Genomic DNA, 13,410 nt, shown 5'->3' with positions numbered 1-13,410 from the left:
GGCGGTATCGGTCGTTCACACCACACGGGTCAGAGGTCGTCGAGCCCGATCAGCCCGTCCTGGATCGCCCTGGCCACCAGCGCCGCCTTGGTGGGTGCCTGCCTGCCGATCGCCGCGTACTTGACCCTGATCCGTTCCAGATGCGAGTTCACCGTGCTGAGCGTGATGTTCAGGCGCTGGGCCACGAACTCCTTGGACTCCGACTGGAACCACTCGACCAGGACCTCGGTCTCGCGCGGTGACAGCGCGGGCCGGGTCTCGGACCTGTCGCCCGCCAGCGCGCCCGCGAGCGCGGGTGGCGTGTAGGACTGGCCTGCCGCCGCCGCACGCACCGCCTGCACGAGGTGATCCGCACCTTCGGACTTCGTCAGGTAGCTGAGCGCGCCGATCTCCAGGCATTGCAACGCGGTGTCGTCGTCCGCGCGCATCGAATAGACGACGACCTTGCGGCCGGCTTCGACGAGCCTGCGCAGTGCGGGCATCGCCGGTGCGGCACCGCCGAGGTGCAGGTCGAGCACGACCACCGACTCGGCGGGCGCGGTCCAGGCGACCTCGGGGTCCTCGCCGCTCGCCACGAGCGCGATCGGCGGCTGCGCGGTGGACAGCCAGTGCGCCACGCCCGCGCGCACGACGGGATGATCGTCGACCACGACCGCCGTCACGTCGTCCGCCATCTCGCCTCGCTCCTCACCAGTCCGCTGTGGACGCTGGTCTCCACGGTGACCAACGCCGGCGAGCCGCCGTCCGGCAACACTCCCGGCGCATCCGCGACCACCGCCACCCGCACCTCGTCGGCGGTGCGCAGCAGGCTCACCTTCGCACGTCCGTCAGCGGCGGCAAGCGCCTGGGCCATCGGTGCCACCAGTTCCCGGCGCACCTCCGTCGGCACCGGTGTCGCCGTGCCGCTCACCGCGAGCGACACCACGACTCCGCGCCGCTCGGCCACGTCCACGCACGCGGTCAGCTCGTGCAGCAACGGGTCCGGCACCTCGTCGTTCTCCGCGAACAACCTGCGCAGCTGCACCGCCGCGACCGAGCAGCGCAGCCTGGTGGATTCGTCGGCCGCGCTCACCACCTCGTCGGCGAGATCGGCGAGCAGCGGCAGCACCGCGCCCAGCTGACCGGCGAACCCGGTGCGGAGGTCCTGTTCCCGTTGCCTGGCAAGCTCTTCCCGCGTACGGGCGGCGTCGTGCTCGGCGGCGGCTTCCGCGGCGAGGCGGGCATCGCGCACCAGCACACGCGTCATCACCAGAACCCCGATCTGCAGGCTCGTGCCGCTGAGGATCACGACGCCGGCAGTACCGATGTCGCCGTTGCCGTCGTGCAGGAACCACGCGACGGAAAACGCGATGTGTGCCGCGAGTGCGGCCATCGCCACCTTCGGCCGCTCGATCAGCAGAAGCAGCACGTACCAGCCGACCAGCCCGAACGCCCAGTCGGCGGGACCGAACGACGCCGCGTGCGGCAGGGCAGTCGTCGCGAGGATGGACGCCACGAGCACCAGAGCTGTACCGGGCAGCGCGATGACGGCGGGCAACTCCGCGATGAACCCGGCCACCAGCACGGAGCTCAGCAGCACGAACGCCACCCACGACGCCTCACGGGAGTACGTCACGAGCACGGGCAGCGTCAGCCCGAGCTGGATGACGACGACCACGACCAGCAGAACACGCCGCGTGGTGGCGAAAACGGCGTGGTCAGTCATCGGCGGGCCAGACCAGTCGCACGCTGGTACCTCGTCCCGGCACCGAGTCGATCCTGGCCTCACCACCCGCAGCCCGCAGCCGTTCCACCACCGACCCGCGCAACCCCCGCCGATGCTCCGGCACGTCGCCGGGCACGAACCCGCGGCCATCGTCCGCAACGACCACGAGCACGCCTTCGTCGGTTCTGCTCACTTCCAGTTCCACGGTGGCGGCACCCGCGTGCCGCTCAACGTTCTTGAGCAGCTCCCCCACGGCCCGCACGAACGCCAGCGCGACGGCAGCGGGCACCGGCGCCGGCTCCACGGACACCGTGACAGCACTGCCCCGAGCCACCGCCGTGAGCGCGGCCCCGAGGTCCACCGCACCCTGGGCGTTGTCCCGCTCGGCCAGCACCGCGAGGTCACGCCGGGCCTGCACCGCAACGGCCGACGCATCACCCCCGTACGCGGCCATCAGGAACGTAGCCGCAGCAGTGTCGTGCAACAACGCCAGAAACTCCCGCTCCCGCCTACCGCGTTCCAGCGCCACCGCCGCCGCCCGCTGCTGCTCCGCCGCCCGCTCGCGCAACGCGTCGACCCGCCGGCTGGACCGCCGCAGCAGCTCGTAGGCGACCCGCGCGAGCACCGACTCCAGCACCGCCCGAACCAGCACGCCAGGCCCGGCCACCGCCACCTGCACCGCGAGCAGCAAGGCCGTGGCGGGCACGGTGACCCGCGGCGGCCATTGCCACTGCCAGGTGATCAGCGTCGTGGTGAGCACGGTGAGGGTCCACTGCTGATCCCCCAGCGCCACCGACAACACCACCACGCGCAGAAACGCCACCGGCAGCGCCACCCTCGGCACGCGGAAGTCCGCGATCGAGGTGAGCACGACGAACGCGAACAACGCCCAGCCCAACGGCGAGTTCACCGACAACGCGCCGAACACGCTGATCAGGAAGACACCGGCACCGCGGACCGGACCGGCGAGACGGTTGACCGTCGCGAGGAGCCTCGCCTCCAGCAGCACGCCGGGATTGTGTCAGGTGGCGGATGCGCGGGGTGGGGTGGCGGAGAGAGTGGCGACCCGCGGCGGGTGAGGCCGCTGGTTTTGGATTTGGTCTGGCGCCGTTGGCGGGATCGCGGCAGCCCGGTCAGCCCCGGCCGGCGGGGCCGACGGTGTTGACCGGGCTAAGGGGCCTGGCGGGGTTGACCGGGCGGACGGATGAACGTACTGCCGCGGGCCGGCAGAGGTAACGGGTCAGCTCGGCCAGCCCGCTCAGCCCCGTCAGCCCCGTCAGCACGGCCGGCGCTGTCAGCCCGCAGCAGCCCGGCCGATCCACTCCGCCGAGCCCAGCCCCATCAACCCGCCGCGATAATCCGCCACTGCTGGTTCAGGCTGTTGCTGTCTCCCCACTGCCCGAGGTTCGGCGCCCCCGAAGCCCTCCCCATCCCGTCCAGATAGAGCCCGGTGGCCCGGTTCCTGATGCGCACATCGTTGCCCCGGCTCTTCCCGGTGACCACGGTCCACTGCTGACTAGTGGCCGAACTACCACCACGCTGCCCCGCATCCGCACCGTTGGACGAACTCCCCAGCCCGTCGAGGTACAGCCCGCTGACCACGTTGCGGAACCGCACGTACGAGCCGGTGTTCTCGACGATCCACCGCTGGCTCGTGCTGGTGCCGCCGGTGCCCTGACCGGCCGTGGAAGCGCTGGTCCTGCCCAGGCCGTCGACGTACCAGCCGGTGCCGATGTTGCGGATCTCGACCTCGGTGCTGCCGCCGTCGCCCAGGCCCCAGGCGTAGCGCAGCCGTTGCAGTCCCGACGGGTTGGTCAGCGACAGGGTCTGGCCGCTTCTGCTGGTCAGGCTGTACCAGTCGCCGTCACGCAGGCCCGGCCAGTACACGCTGCCCATGCCGAGGCTGCGCAGTTTCGCGCTGACGCCCCGGACGTAGTCGGACATGTACGACCCGCTGGGGATGTTGTAGTCGATGGCGTCGAAGTACACGTTGTTCTTGGTGCCGGGGGACATCGCGCCGCCCCACTCGGTGGCGATGGTGCGGGCGGCGTGGTTGCCGATGTAGCTCGCGATGTGGTCGGCCCACTGGGTTTCGCTCTCGTAGCCGGCGAAGAACGAGTAGTCGTGCACCGCGAGCAGGGTGCCGTTGAGCCTGCTGTCGTTGCCGACGGCGGGCACGTTCTGGGCGAGGCCGGCGCCGTCCAGGATCACCCTGCCGCGCGGGAGGCTCGAGTACCTGTTCAGCCAGCCGTAGTACATGTTGTTGAGGTCGGTGGTGCTGTAGCCGTGCGGCTCGTTGATGACCTCGAAGTAGGCGTTCGGGTTGCCGCCGTACTTGGCCACGACCTTGTCCCACATCTGGTTGAACGCGGTCATGTTCGGCGGACGGCCGCCGGTGTGCGCCCAGTACGCGAAGATCACGTTGCCCTTGGTCAGAGCCGTGTCGATGGCGCCGGTGTAGGTGCCCCAGTAGTTCGCCACGGTCGGCTCGTTGATCGGGATCCGCACCGTGTTGGCGCCGGTGATCGAGTACAGCTGGCCCACCACGCGGTCGGCGACGGCGGCGGCCGAGGAGTAGGTGTCCGAAGCGGTGAGACCTGACGGGTACAGCACTCCGTTGACGAAGTTGTCCCGTTGGTCGGCCCAGTTCACGCCCCTGAACTGCGCGGTGGAGGCCTGGGCCGGGCTCTGCACGGCGGTCAGCAGCCCGAGTAGCAACACCGGGGCCAGTAGCGCGGTAAGCGCTTTCCATCGACGACTCATCGGCTGCTCCACTACAGTGTGTCGCTCATTGCGATCGGTCGAATGCGGGCCGTGCCCGGCGGGTTCATGAGAGCAGCCTGACGAAGCGGGCGTCAAGCGGATGAGCATGCTTATCCGGAGCTTCGTCCACGAGGCTGATCACCGCGCTGGTCAGGTTCGATTCCATGTTCGATGGCCTGTCCTGCTCGTTCGACGCGCATGTATTCTGGTTCGACGAACGAAAAAGTCATACTCATGAAGGAGCCGTTTCGGTGGATGCAGAAGCCGCGTACGCGCCGCCCGCCTCCTACCGGCCGGGCTACGAGCTCGTCGCCGAGCGGATCCTGCAGCTCATCGCCGAGCTCGAACTGCGGCCGGGCGACCGCATGCCGACCGAGAACGAGCTGGCCGGCCGGATGGGGACCAGCCGGACCGTCGTCCGCGAGGCGGTGAAGATCCTCTCCGCGCTCGGCAGGGTGCGCGCGCACAAGGGGCGCGGGCTCTACGTCGCCGACGACGAGGGCATGCTCGGTTCTTCGAGGTGGGGCGGCTTCTTCATGCCCACCGACCTCGACCACGTCTACATGCTCTTCGAGTTCCGCCGGGTCCAGGAGACCGCGGCGGCCAGGCACGCCGCGACCCGCGCGACCCCCGCCGAGCTGCGTGCGATCGAGGTCGCCGCGGAACTGTGCAAGCAGGGGCACGTCACGGGGCAGGCGGCGCTGTTCGACCGCGGCGACGACGACTTCCACCTGGCCATCGCGGCCGCCTCGCACAACCAGTTCCTGGTCGCGGCGGTGCGCGAAGCCCGTCGCCTGCAGCGCCAGTCCAACATCATCGGCCTGCACGGCGCCGTCGGCGACCACGCCGCGGAGGCGGTGCAGGAGCACGCCGCGATCTACCGGGCCATCCGCGACGGCGACGAGGACGCGGCCGCCGCTGCCGCCGCCGTGCACGTCGACAGGACGCTCGAGGACTACCGCAGGGAGATCCAGCGCCGCGTCTTCGGCTGACCTGGACCGCTCTTCTGGATGCGTGCTACAACCTTCCCGGTGTTCAGTGTGATGTATCGCACTACGCCCGATGCCATAACGCATCGAGGGAGGGACTCATGTCCGCCGCCGAACGCACGTGCGTGACGCCGTGAGCACGCCCGGATCCACCCCGGCGCCGCCGGCCACCACACCGCGCCCGCGAGCGCGAAGACCTTGACTGTCCACTGAGGACCGCCCTGGCTGCCGCGCCGCCGCCGGCACACGGGCGCACGGCCGGCGTGCCTCAACGCCGGAGAACTCGGATGAACCCACCTACAAGCTGTTCCCCAACCGGGACTACAGCTACACGTACCGGTTGAAGCCGTTGCCCGACCTCGCCCAGGCGCTGGCGCTGTCCCGCAAGCCGGTCGGCGCTGCGGGCGGCGGCACCGGCCCGGTGCAGCCGGGCGTGGACTACCGCCTCGTCGCCCAGCACAGCAACAAGATGGTCGACATCAACGCCGCCTCCACCGCGGCGGGTGCCGCCGCGATCCAGTGGACCGCGACGGGCGGGCTGAACCAGGTGTTCGACTTCATCGACTCCGGCGGCGGCTACTACCGGATCCGGGCGCGGCACAGCGGTCTCGTGTTGCAGGTCGCGAGCAACAGCACCGGCGCCGACATCACCCAGCAGTCCGACACCAACTCACCCAGCCAGCAGTGGCAGGTGGTCGACCAGGGTCTCGGCGTGGTCAGCCTGGTGAACCGGCAGAGCGGTCTCGCCATGGACGTGTGGGAGCAGTCGACCGCCGACGGTGCCCGCATCTCGCAGTGGACCGCGGGCAGCGGCCTCAACCAGCGTTTCCTGCTCCAGCGGCTCTAGGTTGATCGTGGGTGGTCTCCGTCGCCGCGGCGACGGAGACCACCCAGGCGGCCGTGCCGGCCACCACCTCCGGCCGCAGCAGGTCCGTCAGCGTCTGCGCGGGCAGCAAACCCTTCTCCAGCACCAGTTCCGCCACTCCCCTGCCGGTGGCGAGCGCTTCCTTCGCGATGGCGGTCGCGGCGGTGTAGCCGATGTACGGGTTGAGCGCGGTGACCAGTCCGATGGAGTTCTCGACAGCCGCCCGCAGCACCTCGGTGTTGGCGGTGATGCCGGCGACGCAGCGCTCGGCCAGCGTCACGCAGGCCGCGCTCAGGTGCGTGATCGACTCCGACAACGAGTGCAGGATGATCGGCTCGAAGGCGTTGAGCTGCAACTGACCCGCCTCGGCCGCCATGGTGATGGTGACGTCGTTGCCGATCACCTCGAAGGCGACCTGGTTGACCACCTCGGGGATCACCGGGTTGACCTTGCCCGGCATGATCGACGAACCGGCCTGCACGGGCGGCAGGTTGATCTCACCGAAGCCCGCGCGCGGGCCGGACGACAACAGGCGCAGGTCGTTGCAGGTCTTGGAGAGCTTGACGGCGATTCGCTTCAACACGCCGGACATCTGCACGAACGCTCCGCAGTCCTGCGTCGCCTCGACCAGGTTCGCCGCGGTCACGAGGGGCAGCCCGGTGATCGCGGTGAGGTGGCGGCGGGCGGCCTCTGCGTAGCCGGGTGCCGCGTTGAGACCGGTGCCGATCGCGGTGGCGCCCAGGTTGATCTCGTGGATCAACGAGACCGCCTCTGCCAGCCGAAGACGATCCTCGTCGAGCATCACGGCGTAGGTGGAGAACTCCTGCCCGAGCGTCATCGGCACGGCGTCCTGCAGCTGCGTGCGGCCCATCTTCAGCACGTCGCGGAACTCGACCGCCTTGCGGGCGAACGCGTCCTGCAGCACGGCCATGGCGTCCAGCAGGCCGCGCACGGCGAAGATCGTGGCGATCCGCACGGCCGTCGGGTAGACGTCGTTCGTGGACTGGCCGAGGTTCACGTCCTCGTTGGGGTGCAGGTGGGAGTACTCGCCCTTCTCGTGGCCGAGCAGCTCCAGCGCGCGGTTCGCCACGACCTCGTTGGCGTTCATGTTGGTCGAGGTGCCGGCACCGCCCTGGACGACGTCCACGACGAACTGGTCGAGCAGCTTGCCCGCCCGGATCTCCCGGCAGGCCTCGGTGATCGCGGCGGCCTTCGCCGGGTCCAGCAGCCCGAGCTCCTCGTTGGCGAGCGCGGCCGCCTCCTTGACCGCGGCGAGGGCTTCGACGAGGTGCGGGTAGACCGAGATCGGCATGCCGGTGATCGGGAAGTTCTCCGTGGCGCGCAGGGTGTGCACGCCCCAGTAGGCGTCGGCGGGCACGTCGCGGTCGCCGAGCAGGTCGTGCTCTCTTCGGGAGTCTGCGGCGGTCATGGCTGTGCTGCTCTCTCGGGAAGGAGTGGAAGGCCTTCCGCGACGGGAGGGCTGTCGCGGAAGGCCGGCAACGTCAGCTCCAGCGGTCCTTGGCCTTGTAGTAGGCGCCGCCGAACGGCAGGAACCACGCGGTGCCGTTGTAGAACGGCACGGGCACCTTCGGGAAGCCGAGGCCCCGCAACGGGTTCGCCTCCGGCCTGCCGTCCATCACCTCGGCCATCGCCCGCCCCATGTACGTGGCCATCTGGACGCCGTGGCCGCAGTAACCCATGGAGTAGTACAGGCCGTCGATCTCACCCGCGTGCGGGATGCGGTCCCAGGAGAAGCCGACCATGCCTCCCCACACGTAGTCGATCCGCGTCCCCGCGAGCTGCGGGAAGATCTCCGTCATCTCCCGCTTGAGGATGTCGCCGCTCTTGATGTCGGAAGCCGGGTTGGAGGGGGCGAAGCGGGCCCGGCCGCCGAAGGCGAGACGGTTGTCCGGGGTGAGGCGGACGTAGTGGCCGACGTTCTTGTGGGCGACCAGCAGGCGGCCGTTCGGGATGAGCTCCTTGGCGCGCGCCTCCCCCAGCGGCTCGGTGACGATGATGAAGCTGCCGACGTTGATCAGCCGCTTCCGGAACCACGGCATCGACTTGTCGCTGTACGCGTCCGTCGCCGCCATGACCTGCTTGGCACGGATGGTGCCGTGCATCGTCTCCACCACGAAGCCGCCGCCGGGAAGGCGGGTGAGGCCGGTGGCGGCGTTGCGCTCGTGGATCTGGGCGCCCGCCCTCTCGGCGGCGTCCGCCAGGCCGCCGACGAACTTGCCCACGTGCAGGCCCGCGCTGAGCGGGTCGAGCAGAGCGCCGTGGTAGTAGTCCGAGCCGATCTCGGCCCGCAGGTCGCTCTTGCCCAGCACGACCGTCTCGTGACCGAAGTTCTCGGCCAGCTCGCGCTGCTTGGCCTGCAGGCCCTTGACGTGACTGGCCTTGCAGGCCAGGCCTAGACGCCCGGAGCGGGTGAAGTCGCAGTCGATCTGCTCCTTGAGCGTCAGCTCCTCCACGAGGTCCACGGCCTCACGGAACGCGTTGTACAGCTCGACGGCACGCTCGTCGCCGTACCGCTTGCGTGCCTCGCCGGGCGGGATCGTGATGCCCTGCGTGCACATGCTGCCGTTGCGGCCCGATGCACCGGAACCGATCTGGTCCTTCTCGACCAGCACCACGGACGCGCCCTTGCGTGCCGCGTGGTAGGCGGTCGACAGGCCGGTGAGACCGCCGCCGATCACCACCACGTCCGCGCTCTCGGGAAGTGGCTTGCCCGAGCGGTCGGGCCGTTGCGGGGCGGTGTCGAGCCAGTAGGGGATCTGTTTCATGGCGACGGCTCCTCCTGTGGTCAGCAGCCGAGCAGGGCGGGCAGCCCGGAGAGGTCGGGCAGCTCGTCGTAGGGCTGGTAGTCGCTGCTGCCGCGACGGCCGTAGCGGTTGATCCACACACGACGCTTCAGACCGAGGTCCCTGGTGGGGATGTGGTCGTACTCCCAGCCCTGCGCGACGTGGATCACCTGGCTCGGGTCGACGTCCATGGTCTGGAAGGCGTACTCGAACGTCTGCCGGTCCGGCTTGTACGCCTTGGCCTGCTGCGCGGTGATGACGTGGTCGAAGTCCACACCGATGTTGGCGACGTTCCGCGCGATCAGGTCGTCGTCGGTGTTGGAGATGATCGCGATCTCGTACTTGGACTTCAGCGCACGCAGGGCGTCCGGCACCTCGGGGAAGGGGCCGAACGTCGGCACGGCCTCGACGAGGGCATCGCCGTCGGACTTGCGGTACTCCAGGCCGTGCAGGCGCATGGCCATCTCCAGGCTGGAGTGCAGAACCTTGTGGTAGGGCCGGTAGGCCTCCAGGACCGCCTGAAAGCGCATGACCCGGAAGTCGTCCAGGAACTCGTCGACGTCCAGTCCGTCCAGGTCCAGCCGGTCGGCCAGCACCTTCAAGGTGGTCGGGCCGAGCTGGAAGTCAACCAGAGTGCCGTAGGCGTCGAAAGTGACGATCTGACGCATGGTGTCCAACCTCTTCTCAGACCACCCGGTCGCCGGGGGTCACGATCTCGTCGAGTGCGGCCAGGTCGGCCTCATCGGGGGTCCAGTCGGCGGCCGCCGCGTTGGCGGTCACCTGCTCCGGTGTCATGGCGCCGCAGATCACCGAGCCCACGGCAGGCAGCGCGGCGAGTCCGCCGACGGCCACCTGCAGGAGGGTCAGACCGCGGTCGGCCCCGTACGCGGTGAGAGCTTCCAAGCGGTCGAGGGCGGCGTCGGTGAGCCAGCCCTGCCGCCACGAGAGCCTGCTGCCCGGCGGCGGTTGCTCGCCGCGCCGGTACTTGCCGCTGAGCAGTCCGTTGGCCAGCGGGTAGTACGGCAGGATCGCGACGCCGAGTCGCACGCATGCCGGGGCCAGCTCCGTCTCCACGCCGCGGTCCAGCAGGTGGTAGCGGGCCTGCACGGTGACGAAGTCGCCGGTGAGCTGGTCGGCGGGCAGGTTCGAGCAGCCGAAGTGGCGGATCTTGCCTTCCTCGACCAGCTCCCGCAGGGCCGCGACGGTGTCGTCCAACAGCGTCACACCGTCGGGTTCGTGGTACTGGTACAGATCGATCCGGTCGGTGCCGAGCCGGCGCAGCGAGGCTTCCACGGCGTGGCGGACGTAGCGGCGGGAACCGCGCGCACCGTGGCGGTCGTCCTCCGGACTCATCTCCATGCCGAACTTGGTGGCCAGGACGACGTTGTCCCGGTGGCCCTTGAGCGCGGCGCCGAGCAGACGCTCACCGTCGCCACGCGACCCGTTCCCGCCGAACCCGCCGTACATGTCGGCGGTGTCGAACAGGGTGATGCCCGCGTCCAGCGCGGCGTGGACGACCACGTTCGTGCCGTCCTCGTCCAGACGTGATCCGAAGTTGTTGCCGCCCAAGCCCACCACCGAAACGACGGGCCCGCGTTCACCGAGCGTGCGGTATCTCATGGACGATCACCGAATCCGATGCAGACGTTCTTCGTCTGGGTGTAGCTCGCCAGTGCCTCGAGGCCCTTCTCGCGGCCCCAGCCACTGTGCTTGTAGCCGCCGAAGGGCAGCTCCACGCCGGTGCCGACGCCGGTGGCGTTGACGTACACCTGTCCGGCCCGGATTCCTTCGGCCATCCGCATGGCCTTGTCCAAGTCGCGTGTCCAGACGTACGAGGACAGGCCGTACGGGCTGTCGTTGGCGATGGCGAGTGCCTGGTCGGCGTCGTCGAACGCGATGACGGTGACAACCGGCCCGAAGATCTCCTCACGGGCGACGCGGGCCTCATTGGTCAGTCCACACAGGACGGTCGGCTGGACGTAGTACCCCTGAGCCAGCTCGGGGTCATCCGGACTGCCGCCACCGGCCAGCGCTGTCGCGCCTTCCTCACGCGCCAGCGCCAGGTAGCCCAGGACGCGGTCGCGCTGCCGTGCCGACACCAGCGGGCCGACGTCCGGGTCGGTCGTGCCGGGGCCCAGGCGCAGCGACGACGCGTGCGCCGCCAGCCTGTCGAGGAACTCCTCGGCACCGCGCTGGAGCAGCAGCCTCGTTCCCGCCGAGCAGGTCTGCCCGGCGTTGCCGAACGCCGAGGCCGCGACGGCGGTCAGGGCCCGGTCGAAGTCGGCGTCGGCGAAGACGACCACCGGAGACTTGCCGCCCAGCTCCACGACGGAAGGCACCACGTTGGCCGCGGCGGCCTGCGCGACCTTGATGCCGGTGGTGACCGAGCCGGTGAAGGTGACCTGGTCGATGCCGGGATGACCGGCCAGTGCCGCTCCGGTCTCGCCATCGCCCGGCACGACGTTGAGCACACCCGGCGGCAGGCCGCACTCCAACGCGATCCTGCCGATCTCCAGCGGGGTGAGCGGAGCTTCGGGCGAGGGCTTGAGCACGACCGTGCAGCCCGCGGCCAGAGCGGGCGCACTCCCCCGCGCCGTGTTCTGCATCGGATAGTTGAACGGGATGATCTGGCCGGAAACACCGATCGGCTCACGGACCGTGTAGTCCAGCAGGCCTGGTCCCAGCGGAACCGTGGACCCGCCGAGCTTGTCCGCGACACCGGCGTAGAACTCGAAGTACCGGGCGGCCGCCTCGACGTCGGCCTCTGCTTGCCGCAGCGGCTTTCCGACGTCGAGGCTTTCCAGCCGGGCCAGGCGGTCGGTGTCGCGCCGGATCGCCTCGGCGATGCGGTACAGCAGCCGGCCTCGGTCGGCCGCGCGCATCCGCGCCCACGCGGGCGCGGTGAACGCGGCGCGCGCGGCCGCGACCGCCTGGTCCACATCGGACTTTCCGGCGAGGGAGACCTCGGCGATCGTGGTGCCCTGCGCCGGGTCGAGAACGGTGAAGGTGCGGCCGTCGGCGGCGGGGACGCGCTTGCCGTCGATCAGCAGCTCCGCCGTGCCGGTCATGGTGTGATCTCCCCTTCGACGGCGCCGAAGATGACGACCTCGTCGCCGGGACGCACGGTGCGGATCCGGCGCACCCACAGCACGATGCCCTCCTTCTCGGCCCGCACCTCCTCGAGCGTCGTGCCGTAGTGGTCGACGACCTGACCGATCAGGTCGCCTTCCTTGCACGCGTCACCGGGCTCGGCGTGGCCGAGGAAGAAGCCGCCCGAGGCGGAGCGGGCGAAGGTGCCCGTCACGGCGGTGTAGCTGTCACGCAGCTCCACCTCGCCGTCGACCATGCCGAGGTGCCGCATGATGTTGCGCACGGAGCTGACGTGCAACTCGACGTTCTCCTCGCGGTACGTGCCGCCGCCCGCCTCGATCGTGACGGCCGGCTTCCCCGCGGCCAGCGTGGGGTGGCGCACCGTGCCGCCCCATTTGCCGCCCTTCCACACCAGCTCGTGCCCGGCCGCGAGGCCGATGCCCGTCGCGAGGTCCTCGTAGCCGCCCTGCACGATCGTCAGCGGGGCGATCTCACCGAACGTGCCACCGGTGTGCAGGTCGACCAGGGCGTCGATGGCGGGCACGACCTGCTCGACGAACGTGGCCGCGAGGCGGAAGGAGTACGAGCCCTCCGGGTCGCCGGGGAAGATCCGGTTCAGGTTGGCGTGGTCGAGGCCGCTGGCGCGGGCCGCCGCCTCGAAGGCCGCGGTGTTCATGCAGGGGATGCCGACGAGCGTGCCGCGCAGAGTGGCCGGGTCGGTTTCCGCGAGCACCTGGCGCACAGCCTGCTGCCCGTCGTACTCGTCACCGTGCACGCCCGCGTCCACGCACAGCACGGGGCCTGGCTCGGCCCCGTTGACCACAATCAGCGGAATGCCGAGCTCCACGCCGTAGGTGCTGGTGCCGACCGGGATCAGGCCCTGGGCACGCCCACCGGGAGCGACGGTCAGCGGACCGATCGAGTACATGAGACTTCCTTTCGTGGTGTGGCGTGGGAGCGTCATCGGGCACGCACCCGAAAAAGAACGATCAGGCGAAACGTGTGCGAGTCCAGCCGTGGCGCTGCAGGTCCGCGTGGCTGAGCGCGTGCGGGCGTCCACGGTCGTCGACCGCGACCCACCGGGCCCGGAAACCCTCGAGCACGTAGGCGTGGCCCTTGCTCCACCCCACGCTGCAGGGCTCGGTGGGACGGGAGGTTTCCGGTGCCCGCTGGGCTTGCGCGGAGGTGCTCATC

General features: G+C 69.9%; 13 protein-coding genes. 2 read left to right on the top strand and 11 right to left on the bottom strand.

Annotation, left to right across the window (positions count from 1 at the left end; translation table 11 throughout):
- Positions 1-29: 29 nt before the first annotated feature.
- From ABFX45_RS04900 to ABFX45_RS04885, 4 genes are all read right to left on the bottom strand, one after another.
- Complete coding sequence (locus ABFX45_RS04900) at positions 30-674, bottom strand: response regulator transcription factor (RefSeq protein WP_109636775.1); 645 nt, start codon at positions 672-674, stop codon at positions 30-32.
- Positions 659-1,705 (bottom strand): hypothetical protein, encoded by a 1,047-nt coding sequence (locus ABFX45_RS04895; RefSeq protein WP_346127923.1) that lies wholly within the window; start codon positions 1,703-1,705, stop codon positions 659-661. The genes ABFX45_RS04900 and ABFX45_RS04895 overlap by 16 nt, the downstream gene beginning before the upstream one ends.
- Complete coding sequence (locus ABFX45_RS04890; RefSeq protein WP_346127921.1) at positions 1,698-2,714, bottom strand: sensor histidine kinase; 1,017 nt, start codon at positions 2,712-2,714, stop codon at positions 1,698-1,700. The genes ABFX45_RS04895 and ABFX45_RS04890 overlap by 8 nt, the downstream gene beginning before the upstream one ends.
- Before the next feature lie 332 nt (positions 2,715-3,046).
- Positions 3,047-4,468: an RICIN domain-containing protein gene (locus tag ABFX45_RS04885; protein ID WP_346127919.1), complete on the bottom strand. Its 1,422-nt coding sequence runs from the start codon at positions 4,466-4,468 to the stop codon at positions 3,047-3,049.
- A gap of 251 nt (positions 4,469-4,719) precedes the next feature.
- Between ABFX45_RS04885 and ABFX45_RS04880 the strand changes: the two genes are divergently transcribed.
- Both ABFX45_RS04880 and ABFX45_RS04875 read left to right on the top strand, forming a co-directional pair.
- On the top strand, positions 4,720-5,460 hold the full coding sequence (locus ABFX45_RS04880) for a FadR/GntR family transcriptional regulator (RefSeq protein ID WP_233439525.1): 741 nt from the start codon (positions 4,720-4,722) through the stop codon (positions 5,458-5,460).
- A 337-nt stretch (positions 5,461-5,797) separates the two neighbouring features.
- The gene (locus ABFX45_RS04875; RefSeq protein ID WP_346127916.1) at positions 5,798-6,304 is read left to right on the top strand and encodes an RICIN domain-containing protein; all 507 of its coding nucleotides are present in this window, start codon (positions 5,798-5,800) and stop codon (positions 6,302-6,304) included.
- Here ABFX45_RS04875 and aspA read toward each other — a convergent pair.
- From aspA to ABFX45_RS04840, 7 genes are all read right to left on the bottom strand, one after another.
- Positions 6,273-7,751 carry an aspartate ammonia-lyase gene (gene aspA, locus ABFX45_RS04870; RefSeq protein WP_346127914.1) on the bottom strand — a complete coding sequence of 493 codons (1,479 nt, stop codon included), beginning with the start codon at positions 7,749-7,751 and terminating at the stop codon, positions 6,273-6,275. The genes ABFX45_RS04875 and aspA overlap by 32 nt on opposite strands.
- A 73-nt stretch (positions 7,752-7,824) precedes the next feature.
- The gene (locus tag ABFX45_RS04865) at positions 7,825-9,108 is read right to left on the bottom strand and encodes an NAD(P)/FAD-dependent oxidoreductase (RefSeq protein WP_346127912.1); all 1,284 of its coding nucleotides are present in this window, start codon (positions 9,106-9,108) and stop codon (positions 7,825-7,827) included.
- A 20-nt stretch (positions 9,109-9,128) separates the two neighbouring features.
- Positions 9,129-9,794, bottom strand: coding sequence for a haloacid dehalogenase type II (locus ABFX45_RS04860; RefSeq protein WP_346127910.1), 666 nt, complete (start codon positions 9,792-9,794; stop codon positions 9,129-9,131).
- 16 nt (positions 9,795-9,810) lie between these two features.
- Positions 9,811-10,746 carry an aldo/keto reductase gene (locus ABFX45_RS04855; protein WP_346127908.1) on the bottom strand — a complete coding sequence of 312 codons (936 nt, stop codon included), beginning with the start codon at positions 10,744-10,746 and terminating at the stop codon, positions 9,811-9,813.
- Entirely contained in the window at positions 10,743-12,194 is a 1,452-nt protein-coding gene (locus ABFX45_RS04850) for an aldehyde dehydrogenase family protein (RefSeq protein ID WP_346127906.1), read from the bottom strand. Before ABFX45_RS04850 ends, ABFX45_RS04855 begins: the two co-directional genes overlap by 4 nt.
- Positions 12,191-13,144, bottom strand: coding sequence for a succinylglutamate desuccinylase/aspartoacylase family protein (locus ABFX45_RS04845; RefSeq protein WP_346127904.1), 954 nt, complete (start codon positions 13,142-13,144; stop codon positions 12,191-12,193). The genes ABFX45_RS04850 and ABFX45_RS04845 overlap by 4 nt, the downstream gene beginning before the upstream one ends.
- A 61-nt stretch (positions 13,145-13,205) precedes the next feature.
- Positions 13,206-13,409, bottom strand: coding sequence for a hypothetical protein (locus ABFX45_RS04840; protein WP_346127902.1), 204 nt, complete (start codon positions 13,407-13,409; stop codon positions 13,206-13,208).
- Position 13,410 lies beyond the last annotated feature (1 nt).

It is taken from the genome of Lentzea roselyniae (assembly GCF_039537795.1).
Taxonomy (GTDB): Bacteria; Actinomycetota; Actinomycetes; order Mycobacteriales; family Pseudonocardiaceae; genus Lentzea; species Lentzea atacamensis.
Note: the sequence above shows the minus strand (reverse complement) of the source record. Positions and strands in the feature narration are given on the sequence as shown.